General features: G+C 60.7%; 16 protein-coding genes and 1 pseudogene. 10 read left to right on the top strand and 7 right to left on the bottom strand.

Going from position 1 to position 22405, the window contains the following annotated elements; genetic code table 11:
• The first annotated feature begins 56 nt into the window (after positions 1-56).
• Positions 57-1151: a hypothetical protein gene (locus tag FBZ99_RS18680; RefSeq protein WP_145634225.1), complete on the top strand. Its 1095-nt coding sequence runs from the start codon at positions 57-59 to the stop codon at positions 1149-1151.
• A gap of 66 nt (positions 1152-1217) precedes the next feature.
• On the opposite strand, the gene FBZ99_RS18675 is transcribed toward FBZ99_RS18680, so the two are convergent.
• On the bottom strand, positions 1218-2138 hold the full coding sequence (locus FBZ99_RS18675; RefSeq protein ID WP_145634223.1) for a DMT family transporter: 921 nt from the start codon (positions 2136-2138) through the stop codon (positions 1218-1220).
• A 95-nt stretch (positions 2139-2233) separates the two neighbouring features.
• Between FBZ99_RS18675 and FBZ99_RS18670 the strand changes: the two genes are divergently transcribed.
• The 4 genes and pseudogenes from FBZ99_RS18670 to FBZ99_RS18655 all read left to right on the top strand — a co-directional run bounded on the left by FBZ99_RS18670 (position 2234) and on the right by FBZ99_RS18655 (position 5166).
• Entirely contained in the window at positions 2234-3007 is a 774-nt protein-coding gene (locus FBZ99_RS18670) for an AraC family transcriptional regulator (protein WP_113388779.1), read from the top strand.
• Positions 2926-3178, top strand: a pseudogene (locus tag FBZ99_RS33480) (type II toxin-antitoxin system RelE/ParE family toxin). The gene FBZ99_RS18670 and the pseudogene FBZ99_RS33480 overlap by 82 nt, the downstream one beginning before the upstream one ends.
• 155 nt (positions 3179-3333) lie before the next feature.
• Positions 3334-4191: an AraC family transcriptional regulator gene (locus tag FBZ99_RS18660; protein WP_113353405.1), complete on the top strand. Its 858-nt coding sequence runs from the start codon at positions 3334-3336 to the stop codon at positions 4189-4191.
• A gap of 99 nt (positions 4192-4290) precedes the next feature.
• A complete protein-coding gene (locus FBZ99_RS18655) occupies positions 4291-5166 on the top strand; it encodes an NmrA family NAD(P)-binding protein (protein WP_113353406.1) in 876 nt (291 codons plus the stop codon).
• A gap of 50 nt (positions 5167-5216) precedes the next feature.
• Here FBZ99_RS18655 and FBZ99_RS18650 read toward each other — a convergent pair whose 3' ends face one another.
• Both FBZ99_RS18650 and FBZ99_RS18645 read right to left on the bottom strand, forming a co-directional pair.
• Entirely contained in the window at positions 5217-6275 is a 1059-nt protein-coding gene (locus FBZ99_RS18650) for a sensor histidine kinase (protein WP_113331727.1), read from the bottom strand.
• Positions 6259-6951 (bottom strand): response regulator, encoded by a 693-nt coding sequence (locus FBZ99_RS18645; protein WP_113331726.1) that lies wholly within the window; start codon positions 6949-6951, stop codon positions 6259-6261. Before FBZ99_RS18645 ends, FBZ99_RS18650 begins: the two co-directional genes overlap by 17 nt.
• A gap of 237 nt (positions 6952-7188) precedes the next feature.
• Here FBZ99_RS18645 and FBZ99_RS18640 point away from each other — a divergent pair, with 237 nt between their 5' ends.
• From FBZ99_RS18640 to FBZ99_RS18620, 5 genes are all read left to right on the top strand, one after another.
• The gene (locus tag FBZ99_RS18640) at positions 7189-8373 is read left to right on the top strand and encodes an efflux RND transporter periplasmic adaptor subunit (protein WP_145634222.1); all 1185 of its coding nucleotides are present in this window, start codon (positions 7189-7191) and stop codon (positions 8371-8373) included.
• 7 nt (positions 8374-8380) lie between these two features.
• Entirely contained in the window at positions 8381-11539 is a 3159-nt protein-coding gene (locus FBZ99_RS18635; protein WP_113395150.1) for an efflux RND transporter permease subunit, read from the top strand.
• Positions 11540-11819: 280 nt separating this feature from the next.
• Positions 11820-12146, top strand: a complete 327-nt coding sequence (locus FBZ99_RS18630; protein WP_145634219.1) for a hypothetical protein — start codon at positions 11820-11822, stop codon at positions 12144-12146.
• A 168-nt stretch (positions 12147-12314) separates the two neighbouring features.
• Positions 12315-13115 carry a bestrophin-like domain gene (locus FBZ99_RS18625; RefSeq protein ID WP_113353584.1) on the top strand — a complete coding sequence of 267 codons (801 nt, stop codon included), beginning with the start codon at positions 12315-12317 and terminating at the stop codon, positions 13113-13115.
• Positions 13116-13388: 273 nt separating this feature from the next.
• Positions 13389-15083 (top strand): dihydroxyacetone kinase family protein, encoded by a 1695-nt coding sequence (locus tag FBZ99_RS18620; protein WP_145634217.1) that lies wholly within the window; start codon positions 13389-13391, stop codon positions 15081-15083.
• Positions 15084-15363: 280 nt separating this feature from the next.
• Here the strand turns inward: FBZ99_RS18620 and FBZ99_RS18615 are convergent, their stop codons facing one another.
• The 4 genes from FBZ99_RS18615 to FBZ99_RS18600 form a co-directional block, all read right to left on the bottom strand.
• Positions 15364-17442: an acyltransferase family protein gene (locus FBZ99_RS18615; protein ID WP_113420877.1), complete on the bottom strand. Its 2079-nt coding sequence runs from the start codon at positions 17440-17442 to the stop codon at positions 15364-15366.
• 647 nt (positions 17443-18089) lie between these two features.
• The gene (locus tag FBZ99_RS18610; RefSeq protein WP_145634215.1) at positions 18090-20057 is read right to left on the bottom strand and encodes a glycoside hydrolase family 3 protein; all 1968 of its coding nucleotides are present in this window, start codon (positions 20055-20057) and stop codon (positions 18090-18092) included.
• Positions 20058-20191: 134 nt separating this feature from the next.
• Complete coding sequence (locus FBZ99_RS18605) at positions 20192-21040, bottom strand: fumarylacetoacetate hydrolase family protein (RefSeq protein ID WP_113353412.1); 849 nt, start codon at positions 21038-21040, stop codon at positions 20192-20194.
• Positions 21041-21083: 43 nt separating this feature from the next.
• A complete protein-coding gene (locus FBZ99_RS18600) occupies positions 21084-22394 on the bottom strand; it encodes an MFS transporter (protein WP_113420673.1) in 1311 nt (436 codons plus the stop codon).
• Between the last annotated feature and the right edge of the window lie 11 nt (positions 22395-22405).

Here is a 22405-nt window from a genome sequence, read left to right as displayed (position 1 = left end):
GCTTCGCTTCCTGCTTTGCGGATGCCCACACAATCAATCGGAGTTTCAGGCAGACAATGACATTCCCGACAATCAAACTTCCAGAGAGAGCCCTGAGGCTTGGCCAGAACCTTATTTCAATGCCGAAAGCCGTCTATTTCTCCCTGCCGATCCTGATCGGTCTGACGGTTTTCATGGCTGTTTCCGAAGTGCCGGGCATATTGAGGGATTGGACGATCAGCCAAAATCCCGTCAAGCTCGCCAACGGCGATATCCGCGATGGGAAATGCTCGACCCGGAAGGGCTTCTTCACAACCTGCGAGGCGCATCTCAACTACGTCTACGATGGCCAGGCCTATGACAAGGATGTGGAGATCATGTTCGTCGATATCCATGTCGGTGACTATGACACGGACCTGGTCATCTCCGGTGACCATCCGGACCTGGCGACCCTCAGCCTCGGGCTGGATATGCTGTGGAACCGGATCATAACGCTAGCCGTGTTCGTCGCCCTTCTTGGGGGCGCCTGCATCGCCATGATCTTCCAGATCCTGCGTGTCTGGCGTGTTCGTGGGCAATTGCGCCGGGCTGCTCAGCTCGAGCCGGTCCCGGTGGAAATCACAGCCTTCCAGCGGCGAGGCAAGCGGCTGACGGTGACCTATACCGACAAGATCGCCGGCAGAAAAACCGGGCGCGTGGCCCATACGAGCCTCGAGCCAGGACAGGAACCCCTGGTCGTCGGTGCAAAGAACGGCAAGGCGGTGGCGCTCGCCGTCTGGCATGGAAATGCGGCTCTCCCAGTACTTTTGGACAGCCGACTGGAGCGGATCGACATGCCGGCGGAGGAACGTACCGGCATTCTCGCGCCCCTGACATCGGAACTTGGCGGTCATCCGCCGCAGCTCGTGGCTCAAGGGAAGAATGGGCCGTCCGTCATGGCGCGGCTTGCCAGGGTTTTCCTGGTCATACTTCTCTTCGTCGCCGGCATTTTCGGTTACTGGGTCTGGTATGTGACCAGTGCCAGTTCGCAGTTCACCTCGCCCGCCATGGATCTCAACAATATGATGCCGGCGCCACTCAACCGCTGGGGCTGCGATCAGCTAAAGGAGCGCTTCGGTGATCAACGCGCGCCCTTTGGCTGTACAGCCTCGGACTATACGAGCTGGAAGTGACGTTCGACCGACACAGGTGGACGCGGCCTCCAACGAGTCCGCGTCCACCTGCCATGCCTTAGACCGTTACTCGACGATCTCGGCGGCAATTGGAGATGAGCCACGCAACGGCCGACGGAAAAGCCCGGCGCAGGCGACACCCACCAGAGCGGCGCCGCCGCCGATGACGTGGTAGGCGTGCACCGGCTCGCCGAGGATCACGATGGCGCCGAGCGCGGTGAAGACCGGCAAGAGGTTCATGAAAGCCGCGCAACGATTTGGTCCGAGAATGTGGACGCCGCGCACCCACAGGAACGGAAGAACGACGGAGGCAAGGCCTCCGGCATAGGCAATCAGCGGCAAGGTCTCGGCATTCAGCGAACGTAAGGGCGCAGGCGTTGCCAGGAACGCCGGAAACATGATGACCAGAGCGCAGATCGCCTGCATATAGGTCGATTGCCAGCCAGCGACTGGGAGGCTCCAGCGCTTGAGCAGAACCCCATATACGGCATAGCTCAGCGCCGCTATGAACATCAGCGGATCACCGAGATGCACGCCATCGCGAGCAAGCGCCGTCGGATCGCCGGCACTCACCAGATAGATAAGCCCGGCAAGCGACAGAACTCCGCCGCCGACCATGCCGACGGTCGGCGTATCCTTCAGCACAAAGGCGCTCAAAGCCACCGTAAGCAGTGGCGTCAAGGCCGTGAACACCGCCATGTTTGTCGCCGTGGTCGTTTCCGCCGCCAGATAGGACAGGCTCTGGAAGAAGCACATGGCAAGGAAGCCGAGAATGGCGAATTGCCCGAGATGCGGCCAGATGACGAAGCGGTTTCGCCAGGCGGGGATGGCGACGAAGGTGCTCATCAAGCAGACGGCGAGAAGCAGCCGATAGAAGGTGATTGCCTCCGGTCCGATCGTGTGCGCTGACAGCCGGGAGACAATGACGTTTCCGGACCAGAGGACGATGGCGACGAGGGGATAGAGGAATGCGAGGTTGTTTTTCATGTGCGATAACCATGGACCAATTCGAAGGCCCTGGCTTATCGTCTTGAAGCCGGTCCGTATCACTCTATGATGACCATGATTGTAGAGATTGGGACATGCAAAGCGATCCGACGCGCAAACATCTTGAGTTTCATAATACCCATCGCGCCATGGCGGCCATGGACGTCAACTATCCTGACGGCGCCTCCACCGGCTGGCATTCGCATCCGCGCGGCCAGTTGCTCCATGCGATCGAGGGGGTGATGATCGTGCGGTCGGCGGAAGGATCATGGGTGGTGCCGCCGAACCGGGCGCTGTGGCTCGCCGCCGGGCTGGAGCATGACGTGAAGATGTCCGGCGAGGTCAAGATCCGAACCGTTTTCATCGATGCGACGGCAATCCGCCATATGCCGGCGGAAAGCTGTGTCATCGAGGTTTCGCCGCTGTTGCGCGAGCTGATCGTTGCCGCCGTCCAAGTTCCGCTCGACTATGGGGAAGGCAGTCGAGACGACCGTCTCATGCAATTGCTCCTAGATGAAGTGCGTGTCTCCGATGTCTTGCCCCTTCACCTTCCCATGCCGGAGGATGAACGTATCAAACGGATATGCGAGGCGATGACCGCACATCCTGCCGACACGTCGACCGCGGGGCAATGGGCCGAACGTTTGAATGTAACGGCCAAGACGGTGCACCGCCTCTTCGCCAGGGAAACGGGCATGAGCTTCGCGCGATGGCGCGAACAGGCACGCCTCCTGTCCGCGTTGAGCAAACTGGCGAATGGCGAACGCATCATCGACGTCGCCTTCGATTGCGGCTACGCCAGCCAGAGCGCTTTTACCGCCATGTTCCGCCGGCACTTCGGCAAGCCGCCGTCGGAGTTTTATCGTTAGGCGCGCTTTGCCGGCGACTTCAACGAGAACCCGAGAATCGGCGAGCGGCTCTTCGAGTTCGGGCCACGCGAAGTCAGACTGCTACTCGTAGGCCATTTTGAAACGCGCTACGAAATTCAGCAATCGACGATCTACATTCCGCGACTGTGGCACACGAGGCAAGATCGGTGACAGGCTCGAACATCGACATCGGCTCTTCCTGAGCCGAACATTGGATCATTGGCGTAGCCGTGATCCGAAGATGGCTCGACCGAAAGCATCGGCCTAACTATATTCCCTGGATCGTCCTCCATTCCGGACGTGGGATTTGGCGGAAGCACACAATCATGGACCAGTTCAGCAGCACCGCCGCGACCCTCCTCTCCAGCAAGGATCGCGGCTGGAAGGGCCTGGAGGCGAATTTCCTTCATATCAAGGCCGGCCGTACCCATGTGCCGGGGTCGCAGACGCATCGGCTCGGCATTCATTTCGGACGGGCCGTGAATGCTTTTTGCGAATGCGACGGCCGCCAATACCACCGTCGTCAATCGCACGGAGATATCGATATCGTCCCTGCCGGGCTGGATGGCTGGTGGGAGGACGACGGGGACTGCACCATTCTGCGCCTGAATATCCAGCAGGAACTCCTTCAATCGGCTGCGGAAGCACTCGGCGGAAATCCGGAAACCATCTCCCTGTCGCCAAAATTCCAGCTTCGGGATTCTCGGATCGAATCGATCGCCTGGGCGATCAAGGCTGAAATTGAGGCGCCGGTTCCGTCGGACAGGACATACGCGGAAGCGCTGGGATTGGCGCTGGCGATCCGCCTGATGGAAGGCGGCGAACAGTCTTCGGTCAGTACAGTCGCGACAGGCGCAACTTTGACAATCCGCCATCAAAGACACCTGAGGGATTTCATCGAAGCGCATATAGATCAGTCGCTGTCCCTTGGCGATCTCGCCGCGACGGTCGGTCTCAGCGTATCGCATTTGAAGCCACTCTTTCGCGCCACTTTCGGCATGCCGGCTCATCACTATGTACTGACGCGCCGGATCGAGCGCGCCAAACTGCTCATCCTGTCTACCGACATGCCGCTCGCAGAAATCGCTTTGGCGACGGGGTTTGCCCATCAGAGCCACATGACGTACTGGATGCGCCGGATCCTCGGCCTCACCCCCGGCATGCTGAGCCGAATGCATTCATGACTTCGATTGTCGTCCAAACCTGCCATTGACCGTCCGAACCTGCGCGATCCCATGCGCATACAGGGCTAGGCTGCAGCAGGATCGACAGGAGAAGATGCAATGCACGCAATTCTGGGCGCCACCGGCAAGGTTGGCCGCACGACCATCACCACACTGCGCAAGGCCGACGTTGCTGTCCGCGCAATTCTGCGTGATGGCTCGAAAGCACAGGCTTTTTCCGATCTCGGCTGCGAGATCGCCATTGCCGATATACATGACCGCGAGGCGCTGGCGACCGCATTCAAAGGGGTAAGCGCCGTCCAGATCATCTGCCCGGTCGATATTCGTGCCGTCGAGGCCTATTCCAGCATGAAGCGAGTGGTGGACTGCCTTGGCGAGGCCCTAATGGCCGCCAGGCCGCGAACCATTCTCGCCATTTCCGACTATGGCGCACAGCATAGCTCTGGCACCGGCGTCACCTTGATCTTCCACGCCCTCGAAGCACGGCTGCGTCAGCTGGAGGCCCGAAGACTTATCCTGTTGAGGTCGGCCGAGCACATGGAAAACTGGGCACGTCTGGCGAAGCTGGCGGCAGAAAGCGGCCGATTACCGAGCTTCTATGATCCGCTGACCAAGCCTCTTCCGACCATCTCCGCCCACGATGTGGGCTTGCTCGCCGCCGAGCTGCTTTTGGAGAAGCAGGACGCCGCTCTCAGGATCGTCCATGCAGAAGGCCCCCGGCGCTATACGCCGAACGACGTTGCGACGGCCATCGGTTCACTGACCGGTCGCGATGTCGTTGCCCAGCTGCTTCCCGAGAGCCAGTGGCAGGCCGCGCTCATCGGCGCGGGCCTATCCGAGGACTACGCGCGACTTCTCGTCGAGCTTTATGCCGCTCATAATGCGGGCCGAATAGACGCTGAACAAGATGTCGGTGAAATTCGTCGAGGCCGGAGCGAAATAGCGGAGGTATTGGGGCGGATTCTCACCGCCTGAGGCAGTCCCTGCATGCCCGCAACGGATCGTTTGCCGCCCACCACACCATTTCAGCAGCCCGGGATCGTCAGCACGACGGTCGTGCCGCCGCCCTTGCGGCTGTCGATCGTCGCGTGGCCGCCATGTGCCTCGGCTATGGCCTTGACAACGGCGAGGCCGAGGCCTGACCCACCGCCTCTTCGTGTTCTGGCATCGTCAGCTCTCCAGAACCGTTCGAAGGCCCGTTCGCTCTCCGCAGCCGTCATGCCCGGACCGTCATCCGAGATCATGATGACGCACAGATTGTCGACTGCTTGCGAGGTCACCGCTAGCGTCGAGCCTGGAGCGTAGCGCGCGACATTGTCGATGAGGGCAAGGACGGCCTGCCGGATACGCGCCCGGTCGGCAATGACAGGCATCTCCTGCAAGTCGGATTCGATCCTGATGTTGAGGTTGGAAAGCGTCGGCATTACGGATTCGAGGATGTCGCCGATTTCCTCTCCGAGGTCGAAGCGCGATTGCTGCAGCTCCATGCGCCCGGCATTCATCAGCGAAAGCGTCCTTAGGTCGTCGACGATGCGCGTCAGGGCATCTATATGCCCTATCAAACCGCGAAACACCTCCTGGCTCGGTTCGAACACCCCATCCGCCAGCCCCTGCATGCGGCCGCGCAGGATCGTCAGAGGCGTGCGCAGTTCGTGCGCGATCGCCGAATTTGAATATTGGAGTTCCTTTTCCGCTCTTTGCAGCTCCTCCGCCATGCGGTTGAAGTCGTTGATCAGACGGTCGGCTTCGCCAAAACTGCCTTCGCCGGTCGCCCGGCCGGCAAAGTCTCCCTCCGCGATGAGACGCGCAGCCTCCGTCACGGCCGTCAGGGGCTTCACAAGGCGCCTGGCGAGCCGCCATCCAACATAGGCGCCGACGGCCTGGCCGATCGCCACGTTGATGCCGAGCACGACGAAATCGCTGACTGCCCAATCATCCGGCGGAGCGGAGTCCTTGAATAGCCATTCGTAGGCATAGCCGTAGATCAGGAATCCGAAAAACATCACCGACAGGGCGACGAAAGCCACGATCGTCGTCGACCAGATGATTTGCCTGTTAAGGCTGTTGCTAACCGAAGTCGCCAAGGCGGTAACCCACTCCCCTGACGCCATTAAGGAGGTCGCCGACACCGGCGGCATCCAGCTTGCGGCGAAGTTTGCTCATGTGGCTGTCCACGGTGCGGTCGAGCGCATCTCCCTCGGGAAGGCAGGCATCGACGATTTCGCCGCGTTCGAAGGCCCTGTTCGGGAAGCCGGCCATGTATTCGAGGATGCGGAATTCGGTGCGCGTCAGGTTCAACGGGATGCGGCTTTCGCCGTCCTCCACCACCGCCATATGGGCTACCGGATCTATGGCGAGCCTGCCGACCCGCAGCACCTTATTCGCAGCGCTTCCCGTCGCCCTCCTTAGAACCGCCCGCGCCCGGGCGACCACCTCGACAGGGTTGAACGGCTTGACCACATAGTCGTCGGCGCCCGAGCGCAGCCCATGCAGCTTGTCGAGGTCGTCGGCGAGCGCGGTGACCATGATGACGGGCGTATCGCTTCTTTGGCGAATGGTGGCAAGCACGGTGTGACCGTCAAGCTTCGGCAGCTTGATATCGAGCACCACGAGATCCGGCCTCAGCCGCTGGTGATGGGAAAGCCCGATCTCGCCATCCGAGGCCGTCAGCACCCGAAATCCCTCGCGCTCGAAATAGCGTTCAAGGATATCGGAAATCTCCGGCTCATCTTCCACGATCAATATCAGCGCGTTTTCCATCCAGGGCTCCTTTGCCGGGAAGAAACGTCAGACGGGCCTGCACGTCAATATTCCTCCACCCTCCTCCATGAAACCTCCACAAAACGTCGACCAAAGAACAACAATCCCGATGTTTGCTTAGGCTCGGACGAAAGTGCCACTCGCGCCCGGCGTTGAAGCGGCTCCTTTCGGATAGTTCATGCCGGCAAGACGCGGAGCGACGATCTCGGCGCGTCACGGCCAATTGGGAATACATTCATGCGATCTGCATTCGAACTGCCTTGCTGGAAGGCAATATTGGCGGCGGCGGCGATGCTCGCGCTGGTTTCCGGCCACGCGTACGCACAGGGGAGCGGCGAAACGCCCCCGCCCGCCGTCGGTGTCCTGGAAATCAAGGCGCATCCGGTCCCTGTCATGAGCGAGCTTCCCGGACGCATAGCCGCGACCAGGATCTCCGAAGTGCGTGCTCGGGTCTCGGGCATCCTCCAGGAGCGCGTCTTTCAACAAGGCAGCCTCGTCCATCAGGGCGACGTCCTTTACCGGATCGACCCGAAACTGTTTCAGGTGCGGGTGGCGAGCGCCAAGGCGGCCTTGCAGAAGGCAAAGGCCGTGCAGGCCAATGCCAAGCAGCAACTGGAACGCCAACGCTCGCTCCGTGAGCGCAATGTCTCGACGGCCGTCGACTACGATACCGCCGCCGTCAATCTTGCCCAGGCCGACGCCGATGTCGCGTCCCAGGAAGCGGCGCTCGACGAGGCGGAGATCAATCTCGGCTATACGCAGGTGCGGGCACCCATCACCGGCATCATCGGCGGAGCCCTCGTAACCGAAGGAACACTCGTGACTGCCGAGGGCGCGTCCAACCTCGCGCTCATCCAGCAGATCAATCCGGTCTATGCCGACTTCACGCAATCGGCGCAGGATCTCCTGGCGTTGAAGCGCGCCGTCAGCGAAGGCAAGCTGCAGAGCCCGGCGCCCGGAGAGGCGTTGGTCGAACTCGTCCTCGATGGCGGGAAAAGCTATTCCAAGTCCGGCAAGCTTTTGTTTTCGAATGCGAATGTAGACCCCAATACGGGACAGGTCATGCTGCGCGCGGAATTTCCCAATCCCGATGGCGATCTTCTGCCGGGCATGTATGTGCGTGTGCGCATCGAGCAGGCCGTCCAGAAGAGCGGCATTACCATTCCGCAGAGAGCCGTGACGAGGGACGCCGAAGGCAATCCTCAGGTCCTCGTGCTCTCTTCCGATCAAACGGCCCAGATACGCAATATCGCCCTCGGCGCATCCCTCGGCGCCGAATGGATCGTCCTTTCGGGCCTGAAGGACGGCGAAACCATCATCGCCGAAGGGGTCCAGAAGGTCACGCCCGGCGGCAAGGTCGCCCCCGAACCATGGACGCCACAAAACGCGGAGCCGAACACCGCAGACCAGGCCGCAAAGTAATTAAATCATGGCACAGTTCTTTATCGGGAGACCCGTCCTCGCATGGGTCTTTGCTTTCTTCATCATGATCGCGGGGATCATTACGATTCCTGTATTACCGGTGGCGCAATATCCCGCCGTCGCTCCGCCGCAGCTCTCCATTTCCGCCTCCTACCCCGGCGCTTCCCCGCAGGAAATCTATCAGGGGGTTACCCGCCTGATCGAGGAGGAGCTGAACGGCGTCCATGGCATCGCCTATTTCGAATCGACCTCCGACAATTCCGGCTCGGTGAGCATCAATGCGACCTTCGTCTCCGGAACCGATATCGGCAAGGCGACCGTCGACGTCCAAAACGCCGTTCGACGCGTCGAGGCGCGGCTGCCGCAGGCGGTCCGCACGCAGGGCATTCAGGTTGAGGAAGCGAGCGCCGGCTTCCTGTTGATCGCCGCCCTGACCTCGACCGACGGCAAGATGGACGAGATCGCGCTTGGCGATTACATCAACCGCAATATCCTGGGAGAGCTGCGCCGTTTGCCGGGCGTAGGCCGGGCTCAGGTCTTCGCCTCACAGCGGGCGCTGCGCGTCTGGATCGACCCGGATAAGATGGTGGGTCTTCACTTGACGGCGGCAGACATCGGTGCGGCAATCGCAGCCCAGAATGCGCAGGTCGCGGCCGGCCAGATCGGCGCCACGCCCAATCCGGTCGGCCAGGATTTGACCGTGACCGTAATCGTCGAAGGCCAGCTCGACAGTGCGAAGCAATTCGGCGACGTCATCCTCCGCGCCAATCCCGATGGCTCGACCGTGCGCCTGCGCGACGTCGCGCGCGTCGAGGACGGCGCGGAAACCTATTCGACCGCAAGTCGGCTCAACGGCAATCCGAGCGCCGGCCTTGCCATCCAGCTTTCCTCGACCGGCAACGCCGTCGCCGTGTCAGGCGCCGTCAGGGCGAAAATGGACGAACTGTCGAAATTCTTCCCAAAGGGCGTCGAGTACTCGATACCCTACGACACCAGCCCCTTCGTCAATGCCTCGATCGAGAAGGTCGTTCACACGCTCATCGAGGCGATCGTGCTCGTCTTTATCGTGATGTTCGTCTTCTTGCAGAACTTCCGCTACACGGTCATCCCGACACTCGTCGTGCCGGTCGCGCTGCTGGGCACCTGCGCCATCATGTATGCGACAGGCTTCTCCATCAACGTGTTGACCATGTTTGCCATGGTTCTGGCGATCGGCATCCTTGTCGACGACGCGATCGTCGTGGTCGAGAATGTCGAGCGCATCATGGCCGAAGAAGGTTTGCCCCCGAAAGCCGCGACGCAGAAGGCGATGAAGCAGATCACCGGCGCCATCCTCGGCATTACATTGGTGCTGTCCTGCGTCTTCATTCCAATGGCATTCTTCCCAGGAGCCTCCGGCATCATCTACCGCCAGTTCTCGCTGACCATGGTCGCCTCGATCATGTTCTCGGCCTTTCTGGCGCTGTCGCTGACGCCGGCGCTCTGCGCCACCTTCCTGAAGCCGATCGACGGAAATCACCATGAGAGGAAGGGTCTCGGCGGCTGGTTCAATCGCAAGTTCGATGGAATGACGGCGAGCTACACCGAGATCGCGGCTGGGCTGGCGCGGCGGCCGGGACGCGTGATGGGCGTCTATCTCGCGCTCGTCGTCGGCCTCGGCTATCTTTTCGTCAACCTGCCTGGTTCCTTCGTGCCGGAGGAAGATCAGGGCATCCTGATCGTCGATATCCAGGGACCGCCGGAAGCGAGCGCCAACCGCACGATCGCGTCATTAAAGCAGATCGAAGCGATTTTCAGCGCAGAACCGGCTGTCGAGAACGTCTTCGCCGTCCAGGGCTTCAGCTTCTCCGGAAACGGCCCGAACTCGGCCATCGCCTTCGTGACGCTCAAGGACTGGGCCGTTCGGCCGGCCGGCAGTTCGGTGCCTGAAATCGCCGAGCGCGTCAACGCACAGCTCGCCGGATTGAAGGACGCCACCTCCTATGCGCTGTCGCCGCCGCCGATCGACGGCTTCGGCACAGCAAGCGGTTTCTCCTTCAGGCTCCAGGATCGCTCCGGGCGCGGGCAAAAGGCGCTGAAGCTGGCCGGAGACGAGTTGATGGCAAAGGCGGCCGAGAGCAGCGTGGTGACGAATGTCCGCATCGAGGGAATGCAGGAGGCTGCGCAGATCGTGCTGGCGATCGACCGCGAAAAGGCAAACACCTTCGGCGTCGGCTTCTCCGACATCAACGATGCGATCACCACAAGCCTCGGCTCTTCCTATATCAACGACTATCCGAATGCCGGCCGCATGCAGCAGGTCATCGTGCAGGCGGACGGCCGCAGCCGCATGCAGGTGGAAGACATGATGAAACTGAACGTTCGCAACGCAAGCGGCGGGATGGTGCCGCTCTCGTCGTTCGCGACCGCCGACTGGCGCAAGGGCGATCCGCAGATCGTAGGCTACAATGGTTATCCGACGATCCGCATCACCGGCGAGGCAGCGGTAGGCAAGTCTTCGGGTGCTGCGATTGCCGAGATGGAACGCCTCGCATCCGAACTTTCCGACGGCTTCGGCTACGAGTGGTCCGGCCAGTCGCGCGAGGAAATCACCTCCGGCAGCCAGGCGCCGATCCTCTTCGCCTTCAGTATCCTCTTCGTCTTTCTGCTGCTTGCAGGCCTTTATGAGAGCTGGTCGATCCCGCTATCGGTCATGCTTGTCGTCCCACTCGGCATCATCGGCTGCGTGCTGGCGGCAATCCTGCGCGAGATGCCGAACGACCTTTATTTCAAGGTTGGGCTCATCGCGATCATCGGCCTGTCGGCGAAGAACGCCATCCTGATCGTCGAGTTCGCAAGGGATTACTATGCTCAAGGCAAGTCCCTGCTCGACTCGGCGATCGAGGCGGCCTGTGTCCGCTTCCGCCCGATCGTGATGACGTCACTTGCCTTCACGCTCGGCGTCGTACCGCTCGCCATCGCCACGGGTCCCAGTGCCGCCAGCCAGAACGCGATCGGCACCGGCGTCCTCGGCGGCATGATCTCCGCGACAATCCTCGCCGTCTTCTTCGTCCCGGTCTTCTTCGTCTTTGTGCTGTCCCTCCTCCGGACCAAAAGACCGGCCGAAGAGAAGGGTGCGGGCACCGACGTCCCGCCCGCACCCACTGCTCACTCCGGTTCCGGATAAGGTGTGAAGGGGATAAGAGTGGAAGCGGCCTGAAATGTTCGAGGCCTCTTCCGTTCATGACCAATCAGGTCTGTTAGAAACCGGGCTGGGAGCGCTGGATGCCGGCCCACTGATCCTGCGTTAGAGAATCGAGGCCGCGAGAGACGGATTGTAGGTTGGAGATCGAACATGATGATCGTCATTCTTGCGATCCGGCCTTTGGCGATTTCAATCGCTTCACGTCGCGCGCAATTCCTGACATATATGCGGAGAGGCGACTTGCCGTCGTGGATATGGCGTCATGAACGGGTCAACACCGGAGAAAAGCAAGTTGCGGGCACCCGCGGGCTCCGTCACGGGGCTTTGCTCAGCGTCCGCGACGATGTTTGCAGTGGGAATGGCCTTTCTGGGCTATTGGGGAGTGTATGATCAGGGGCCCTGGCGTATATCCGATTATTTCGTCGTGGCCTTAGCCATTATCGGATTCGCAGCTCTCGGCTCCGTGCCCTGGATCGTAACGACGCCGGTAGCGAAAGAAGAGGCGGAGAAAGTTGTCGGTGCCAGGCGCGCGTTGGCACTTGGGGTCGCCTTGATCTGGCTGTCCGTTTGCATCGCGGTATGCACCTGATCCATTCTGCCAACTTGTCGCATAGCTGATTTCAAAACTCCCCCGGCTGCAAGGGATACCGGCCTGCTGGGCTATGCGAACACCCGTGAAAGGATGGAGCTTTTATCCTCCCGCTTCCTCGATATACATGACATAATCAACGGCCATATGGAGCAGGAGCATTTTTCGATGCAGCGCGAAGCGGTGTGGACGCTGGCTTTGTTTATTCTCCTCGTGTTTAGCGCCGCGCTCGGTTCGATATTGCGCGCGAGATTACCCGCCCCGCATCGCGGCAACGAGACGATGGACTTTCTCCGGGTCGTTACAGCCCTTCTTGTCACCTTTGCCGCACTCGTCATGAGCTTGCTCCTGGCATCGGAGCTGAACGCATTCACAACGGCGTCTCACGATCGCAACCGCTACGCCGCCAGCCTGGCAGAGATGGACCGCTGTCTGAGGAATTACGGCCCGGCATTGGATCATGAGCGACAACTTCTGCGCGGCTACACAACCGCCGTCATTGCCAGCACATGGCCAGGTGAGCCAGTTCCAGCGGGGGTGACATATCCCGACATATCAAAATTGCCTTTGACTGGCGAAGCGCCCGTTCTTGGAGCAATTCTCAATGATATGGGTCTCGGCATTGCCCGCGAGCGGCCCACCGATCCCTTGCATCAGTTGCTCGTGACCCGTTGTAATCAGCTCTTCAGTGATCTCCTGGCGGCGCGATGGACCGTGATCGAGGACGCGCACGGCTCGCTTTCGGCACCGTTTCTTGGTGTCCTGATCTTCTGGCTTATGCTGGTATTCCTAAGCTTTGGTCTTCAGGCCCCCAGAAACCCGCTCACCGGCTCCATTGTCACCGTCGCCATCATTTCGGTGGCGAGCGTCATGTTTGTCATCTTGGATCTCGACCTTCCCTATGGCGGTCTCTTCGGCATTTCGAGCGAATCCATGCGGCATGCGCTCGCCGATATGCTGGCGCCATAGCAGTCGACAAAGCCGTGTACATCGCTCGATCGACGCGTGGGCGCGAAATCATCGGATCGAAACTCGATAGCTGGCGAACGTGCGCGTCTTGCAGCTATGATATGGCGCGCAGGATCCTGGAGAAGGCAGGCGTGAGGGTCGCACCGGGCTCGGTTTTCGGGCCTGGGGGGAAGATTGCGACACATGTGTTTTGCCGTTGATCCTGGCGCTCATCGAGGAAGGTGCGAAGCGACTGAAAGCGCTTCCGTGCAAGCAGCAATAGGATGAAGGATAATGAAGAAACTTATCAATCGACCCGCTGACGTGGTGCGGGAAATGCTGGAGGGCATTGTCGCCCTCGCGCCCGGCCTTGCGCTGCTCGACACGGAGAATGTCATCCTGCGCGCCGACCTACCCGCGATCGCGGACCGGGCGGTCGCCCTGATCTCGGGCGGCGGCGCCGGCCATGAACCGGCCCATGCCGGGTATGTCGGGCCTGGCATGTTGACCGCGGCTGTTACCGGCGAGGTCTTCACCTCGCCGAGCGTCGATGCCGTGCTTGCCGCCATTCGCGCCAGCGCCGGCCCCGCCGGCGCGCTGCTGATCGTGAAGAATTATACCGGCGACCGCTTGAATTTCGGCCTTGCCGGAGAACTCGCCGCTATCGAGGGAATCCCGACCGAGCTCGTCGTCGTGGCGGACGATGTGGCGCTTTCCGGTCTCGTGCCGCGTGAGCGCCGCCGCGGCATCGCCGGAACGGTACTTGTCCATAAGATCGCGGGCGCGGCCGCGGCGAGCGGCAAGAGCCTGAAGGAGGTTGCCGCCATCGCTCGGTCGGCCGCGTCGCGACTCGGCACAATGGGCGTAGCGCTCGGTGCCTGCATCGTGCCGGCCGCCGGCAAGGCCGGTTTCACGCTCGCTGATGACGAAATCGAACTTGGCCTCGGCATCCATGGCGAAAAGGGCGTCGAGCGCACGAAACATCTGCCTGCGGACGCCATCACCGACAGGATCATCGGGCAGATCGTCACGGACATGCAGCTTGCGTTAGGTTCCAGGGTCGCATTGCTCATCAATGGGCTCGGGGCAACGCCGCCCATGGAGCTGGCGGTCGTCACCCGTCGCGCGATCGCATCGCTGCGTTCTCGTGGTCTCAGGATCGAACGGGCCTGGAGCGGCAATTTCCTGACGGCGCTCGAAATGCCGGGTTGCTCGATTTCACTCCTGAACCTGGACGAGGGCGATATCGAACTGCTGGATGCCGATACGTCCGCGACCGCGTGGCCGCGGGGCGGCGCGATCTCGGAAGCACCCCATATCGTGCGGGTGCCGAACATGCCGGAGAGCGAAGCTCCGCTCGGCGATGCGGGCCGGTTCGACCCTCACGATTTGCGCCGCATCGGTCTCGCCGTCTGTGATGCGCTGGAGGCGGCCGAAGCCCATCTGACCGAGCTCGACAGCAAGGCAGGCGACGGCGATCTCGGCGCGAGCATGCTTCGTGGCGCCGAAGCCATTCGCGCCCTGCCCGAAAGCGCCTGGATCAACGCCGCCAACGCGCTGGTCGCAATCGGCAATGCGCTACGGCGGGCGATCGCCGGAAGCTCCGGGCCCTTCTATGCAATCGCGTTGACGCGGGCTGGGCGCCATCTCGGCGAGCACAATCGTTTCTCGCCTGAAGATTTTCGCGCCGCCCTCGCGATCGGTATTGCTGCCATCAGCGAGATCGGGGGAGCAAAGCCGGGTGACCGCACCATGCTCGATGCGCTTGATCCGGCCTTGCGAGCGCTCAAGGCAGCCGGCGTCAAGGTGCCCGCCGCCGAGGCCTGGAAGCAGGCAGCCTCCGCCGCGGCCGAAGGCGCACGCCGCACGGCGGATATGGTACCGAAACTCGGCCGCGCGAGCTATCTTGGCGAAAGAGCTCTCGGCACCCAAGACGGTGGCGCAGCAGCCGTCGCGATCTGGATGGAGGCACTGGCGACAAGTCTCTGATTTCGCTGGCGTAGCGCCAAACCCGACATTCGAACCGCTCCGACCGCCATCCATGTCGCACTTATGGCCATCTTCTTGGCTGTATGAGCATTCGCATTACGCGCTGCAGGATCGGACAGTTAGAGGAACGCCATATAATCGATTTCGCTGTATCGCCAGCTACGGCAGCCAATCCTTCTTCGGGAGAGGCTGCCGATACGGATCGACCAATCGGTCCACCCTGCCCCCGTACGCCGGCAGCATGAGTCAGCCGTGGAAACGAAATACATTCTCGTCCCACTCACTTTCCGGAGGAATCCAAGGTCGCCCGCAGCGATCGACGAGCTTCGGACAGCACGGGAACGTAGAGCGAGCTCAAGGTCGCCGCGAACGTCGCTGTGAGATGATCGGCATCCTTATAAAGCGGCAGACCGTTTCGCACGGCATCGCAACGATCGCTGCCGCAGATGGCTGGAAGCGGATCGATGATCGTTGCACCATATTTCGCAGCCACACGGCTTAGGATCACATGCGAGAGCGCCTGCCTCTTCTCGATATACTCCAAGGGGGGAGCAACCTCCGTTGACGTGCCTTGCATCATCGCCTTGGCGACGGCCTCCGGCATATAGCGCCCCATTTCGGGGACATCCGAGACCAGCACGACCTTGATGCCCTGACTAGTCAGATCGGCAATCAGGCGGTCCATCGATTGGGCGACCGACGCCGATCGATCCTCCACTGGAGGCTGCACGGAAGCATCGAAATACGGCCCCTCATTGGGCATTTCGGCATCGTGGACATATTTGGGCCAATAGGCCACCAGGAAAACCAGTGGAATATGCTGGGCCTTAATCAGATCGAGCACCGCGCCGTTGAAATCGCCGCAAAGCTCGGTATCACCGCGCGGTGTGAGCTGAACATCTGGCAAAGGCGGGCACGACGAATGGCCTGCGAATAGGCCGCTGATCCCAACCTGCCTCGCCGCCGCATCGATGGCGGGCGCCATGGCGCCGGAATGGGAATCGCCCCAAACGAGAAAAGTGGGTTTCGCCGCCTCCTCCGGCCCAAGCGGACAAAGCTTGCCCGCACGAATATCCGCAGCAGGACGCCCTGCCGTGTCGGATTCAGCAAAGCACGGCGGTAGGCTGAAGCGGCTCTGATCGTAAGTGGAAGCATAGACCCGCTGCACATCCGCCGGCAGTCGACCGGGTACACCGCCGTGATGGGCGACATAGTCTCCCAATCCGGCAGCGGCGATCACGACGGTCAGTGCCCCAGCAAATAACGGCGAGCGCTTTACCAGGCTGCCTCGTCCACGGAACGGCCGCTCGATGAAGCGCCATGAGATGATGGACATGGCGAGCGACGCCAGCACGATCAGGCCGCCCTGCATCAGCGAAAGCTCCCGTCCCGTCACCTCGCGGCTGAAGACGATGAGCGGCCAATGCCAGAGATAAAGCGAGTAGGAGATCAACCCAACGAAGACCATTGGCCGCGATCGTAGAACTCTGCTCGCTGGCCCGAGCTCGTCTCGCGCATGGATCACCAGTGCCGCGCCAAGACAGGGTACCAGAGCTGCCGGCCCGGGGAAGAGTGTCCGCTCGCTAAAGCCGAAGACGGCGATCGCGATCAAAAGCACACCGGCGCAGGCCAATCCGGCTCGCACCTGGGGTCGCTTTGGCATCGGTAGGACACCGAAGGCCAGCATCGCTCCTAGGAGCAGCTCCCAGGCGCGAAATTGCAGCAGATAAAATGCGTCGGGCTGCGACCGGAACAGCGTCCATGTGACCGCTGCGAAAGACACGGCCAGCAATCCAGCCAGGATCGATGCGATATACCGTCGCGCAAACCGGTTTAGGACCAATAACAGCAAGGGAAACAGAATGTAGAACTGCTCCTCGACCGCCAAGGACCAAGTGTGCAGCAGCGGCTTCATTTGCGCGCCGATATCGAAGTATCCGCTCTCCTTGTCGAATTGGATATTCGATGTGAACAGGGCGGCCGCCTTCAAGCTACGCGCGAAATAGGCAAATTCGGCTGGCATCAGCAGGAACCATGCCGCGACCGAAGACGTGGCCAGGACAGCGAACAATGCCGGAAAAATCCGCCGGATACGGCGCTCATAGAATCGGACGAGACTGAATTCGCCCGTCGCGATTTCCTTGGAAATCAGTGATGCCATCAGGAAGCCGGAAATGACGAAGAATATATCAACGCCGACGAAGCCGCCGCCAAACCCCGGGATGCTGGTGTGATAGAGAACGACCGGAAGGATCGCCAGGGCGCGCAGGCCGTCGATATCGCGGCGATAGGTGAAGCCGCCAGGCTCGTATCCGGGGACGGACGCCACGGACGACGAGCGCCTAAGAACAAGATTCAAATTCAACGCTCCGACGCCGCCGACACGTGCATACAGCCGCGGCGTGTTGTTTTTCTGGGAAATAGTCTCTTTGACTGACGTAAAGCTGAAGAACCCTGGTTTCGAGTGCTTTCTCGAGGCGTCGGTCAGGGCGCCACCAGAATGGGGCCGACGGAGGCGATCAAGCATCAAGGCCTTCCGATGCGTCGGCGGCGGCGCATCTGACCGGCCGACACGGAATTCCAGCGTGTCACGTCAGCCTGGTCGTCCCCAGTGCAAGAGCGACATAGCTCCCAAACCTTCACGATCTTACAAGGAATAGGAAGGTCAAGGTCAACAATCGGTCCCGCGGCAACCCGCAACAACGATGATCGGATCGCCGAATGGATCGAACCGACAGCACCATTGTCGCTGGCGCGACTTTTTCGCCCATGGCCGATCTCATTCCGCTGTCTTTCAGAGAGTGTCTCAAAAGGGCTTGAACCGCCTGCTTATAGCTCCCATGGTGGCTTCGGGCAGATATCATTGAGCTGGCGCGTCCCATCGCGACGCGATGGGAGACCAAATGCGCGAACTCGATATTACCATTGCCAGATCGATCAACAGCTTCGCCGGCTGCTGATGACCTATCGGGCCGATTTGTCAAACCAGGTCGGACCGGCCCGATATCAGTACTGCATGCGATAACCGATCGGATAAAGCGGGCGGGATGTGTCGTGCGGCACATCGGATTTCTGCGCGCGCACCTCTTCCATCGATGAAGGAAGCTCGAAAGGCAGCCTGCCTTCAGCTTTCCGCTTGCCCTCGATCACATCGAACAAGGCTGTGTCGCTTGCGCCGAAATTGGCGAGGATTGCAGCGGCATGCTCGCGTATGCCGGTGAGGATTGCCGGACGGGCCAGATAGATGGAGACAACCGTCGGAACCTGTTTCGCCGTTTCCTTGAACGTCTCGAAATCGGCATTGCCGTCCTTGAAATCCAAATCGCCTTCCTGCTGACGGGAACCGAAGAAATAGTTCATATGAGGCTGCTGATAGGGCGCGCTGAGACGCATCACCGCAAAATCGGCATCCTTGGCGTCCGTCACCACGGTAAAGCCGCGTGCCGACACGATTTTTGCATCAACGCCGTACAGGAACACCTTTTTGCCTGGCGTCACAGGCAGCAGGCCAGCCTTATTGTCGAGCAAGACCATGGCGCGGCTTTGAGCGACGGTTGCCTCCGCAGCAAATGCCCCATTGCCAACAATCACGTGCGCCTTTTGCGGTTCGACATAGGGATTTTCAAAAAGGCCCTGCTCGAATTTCTGGACAAGGATACGAGTTGCGGATTGATCGATGCGCTGTTGCTTGATCTTTCCTTCCTTCACCGCCTGAACGAGAAGATCGGAAGAAGTGACACCGCCGAACTGATCGACGCCGGCATTGACGGCCTTGGCAAAGCGGTCGACACGGCTCAAATCCTCCACGCCCCAAGGCATGCCGAAGGTTTCCTCGTTCAAAGTCGGCTTTACGCCCGGCTTCTCGCCATCCAGGCAAGTTCCCTTGCAGTCGTTGGTGATCAGCCAATCGCTGAGAACGACACCCTGGAAGCCGTATTGGCCACGCAGCAGATCGGTCAGAAGCTGCTTGCTGTATCCCGCTCCCACCGGCTCCAGCAGCTTGCCGCCGAGCGTCACACCGTCAAGGATCGAATATGTCGGCATGACGCCGGCGACCTTCGCCTTGAAAGCTCCCTCAAACGGAATGAGATGTTCGGCAAAATTATTGCCTGGAAAGGTCGCGTGGCGTCCATAGGCGTTGTGGCTGTCATAACCGTCTTTTGCCGCACCGTAGCCGACCCAGTGTTTGGCCACGGCGACGACACTGTCCTTGTTGATGCCGTTCTCGCCGTTTTGAAACCCCGCCACATAAGCTTCCGCCATGGATTTGGAAAGTTGCGCATCCTCGCCGAACGTACCGTTGGTGCGTGGCCAGCGCGGCTCGCTGGCAAGATCCACTTGCGGAGACAATGCTTCCTGTATGCCGACGGCGCGGTATTCCTGACGGACAATGTCGCCGAAACGGCGAACGAGCGATGGATCGCCTATGGCCGCCAACCCTAAGGTCTCGGGCCATTTCGAGAATCCGCCGGCCGAAACACTCGCGCCGAGTACGAATTGGAAATGATTGCGCGGATCGGTGCTGATCGTCGCTGGAATCCCAAGCCGGCCAGCTTCCGCGATCTCCTGAAGCTTGTTGTTCTGCTCGGCCAATAGGGCGGCATCGCCCGCCAATCGCGTTATGAAGGTCACGACCTTGCGCCCGTCGATCATCTCCTTGGCGCGTGCAAGATCATATTCGGTCCCGACCCCCATCCCGGAACCGGGACCGGCGGATGGAGCCGTGCCATGCATCATGAGGCCGGCCTTCTCCTCTAGCGTCATCTGACTGATGAGATTGGCCGCCCGCTCGGCAGCCGGGAGGCGCCAGTCCTCATAAGGATCAAGTTTGCCATTGCGATTGAGATCCTTGAAGGAAAGCCCGTCAATGGTCAGCGTCTTGGCGACGCGGGCCGAAAGCGCCGGCTGCTCCTGCGACAAAGCCGTTGAAGCGAGCAACGATACGGCCGCACATAAGGCAATGAACTGTTTCACGGCATCCCTCCCCAAAGAATTTCAATCGATCCCGACAAATTAAAGGGGGCAAACCGTGCCGCCTCATGTACTTTGGCGGCACCTGTCGGCCCGTCGATGCCCATCAGTTCGCAACCGCAAACTGTAAGCATATACTAACCTAGTTCATCAACGACCGGGTTGCTGAGAATGCCGAGCCTGTCGATCTCCACCTCCACGACGTCTCCCGGCTTCATCCACAGCGGCGGCTGCCGCTTGGCGCCAACCCCGCCCGGTGTGCCACTGACGATGACGTCGCCCGGTTCCAGCCGTGTGAAGCTGGAGCAATATTCGATCTGCCGGGCGATATCGAAAATCATTTGGCCGAAGGTCGCATCCTGCACGACGGTCCCATTGAGGCGCGTCTGAATACGAAGATCGGGCAGCGGACCAAGTTCGTCCGGCGTCATCATCCAAGGCCCGAAAGCGCCGGTGTCGGGAAAGTTCTTGCCCGGTGTGAACTGATGCGTATGACGCTGGAAATCACGCACGCTGCCGTCATTGTAGCAGGCATAGCCAGCAACGTATCCCATGGCCTCATCGCGGGTGATGTAACGGCCCGATTTGCCGATGATGACCGCCAGCTCGCCTTCGAAATCAAGTTCCGTCGAGACCCTCGGGCGCACGATCGGGGCGAGATGGCCCGTCTGGCTATTGGCATAGCGGGCAAAGATCGTCGGGTTTTCCACCTCCGCACGCCCCGTCTCCTTGCGATGCATTTCATAGTTCAGCCCAACGCAGAGGATCTTGTCGGGATTGGGAATGACCGGCAGCCATTCGACGTCACCTAGCGGCGTGGCGGCGGCGGAACCAGCGGCCTCGGCAACGCCGGCAAGGTCGCCGGCCACAGCCGATTTGAGATCGGCATAGCGTGACGCGAGAACCGCGCCGGCATCGAGGAAGCGATCGTCCTCGATGACGCCCCAGGTCGTGCAGCCGGCGATCTTGACGGTGGACAGTCTCATGGTTCTTGCTCCTTTAGGGGGTCGGACTGGGCGACGGGCGCGTTCACACCCGCTGCATTTGATCGGTGAAGCGCGTTAACTTGCCGAAGCGCTCGATGGTGCGATCCGGGAAGATCAGCGCGAAGGCGGAAATTGCGCCAATGATGAGGATCGCGGCCGTGAACAGCATGGCATTTGCATAGCCGGCCGCGACATGATCGGGTCCGGCTGCCTGCACGATCATGCCGGTGACGGCGTTGGATGCGAGTGCGGACACCGCATTCGCCGAATAGATCACGACGATCAGCCGGCCGCGCTGGACAGCCGGCGCGACGCTACCGAGCGTGATCGGGCCGTATATCGTGGTCAGACTTGGAGCAGCGAAAGCGATCGCGATCAGCGCCAGTTGCAATGGACCACTGACATGAACCGAGGCGATCAGCGCCAATCCACTGACGAGAAGCGCATAGCCAGAAGCGCTGCCGAGGGAAGCACGTTTGCTGGCGCCCTTCTGAAGCATGCGCTGCGCGATCCATGAACCAACCAGCAACAGCGGCGACTGGAAGATATAGACGGCCGAAATGATCGAGCCGGTTTCGGTCTGCGAATAGCCAAGGCCCTGCTGCAGGAAGGGCGGCAGCCACGTGGCCGACATGCCGACGATCCAGTAAGACATGGTCGACATGATGATGACACCGATCACGGTCGGGTCGAGCCAGAGTTTGCGGGCTGGGATCGGGGTCTCGCCCACTACGGCGCGCGCCTTTTCATTTTCCGCGACGGCATGCGGCCCTTCGCCGCCGATGAGCAGCCAGGCGATGATCCAGGCAACACCGATCAGCCCGCAGAACAGGAAGCCCGAACGCCAGCCGTAATTGACGATGACATAGGTCAGGATCGGCCCACCGGCGAGCAAGCCGACACTGATGCCCTGCAACACGACGGCGCTTGGCACGCTGCGCTTTTGCGGGCTGAACCAGTTATGGCAGGCATGCAATGCCGTCGGCAGCCCAGGTCCCTCGCCGAGGCCGAGCAAAATGCGGCAGGCGACCAGAACCGTCACCGAGCTGGTAAAATAGATCGGGATCTGCGCGAGCGACCAGATTGCCGCCAGAATGACAAGGATCCATTTGACGGGGACACGACCGATCATGAAGAGACCGACAAGAACGCCCGAAATCGAGAACAGCAGAAAGAAGCTGCTGCCGATCAGGCCGAACTGCTGTGGCGAAATACCGAGGTCCTTCATGATCGACACGGCGGAAAGGCCGAAGACGAGCTTGTCGAAGAAGTTCAGCGTCTGGAACAGGAAAAGCAGGATAAGGACGGCAAAAGGTCGCCATTTGCTGACGGTATCGATGGTTGGTTCAGACATATGTTCCTCCC

This window comes from Rhizobium sp. ERR 1071 (assembly GCF_007828675.1).
In the GTDB taxonomy this organism is placed as follows: domain Bacteria; phylum Pseudomonadota; class Alphaproteobacteria; order Rhizobiales; family Rhizobiaceae; genus Rhizobium; species Rhizobium dioscoreae.
This window is presented reverse-complemented; position numbering and strand designations above follow the sequence as displayed.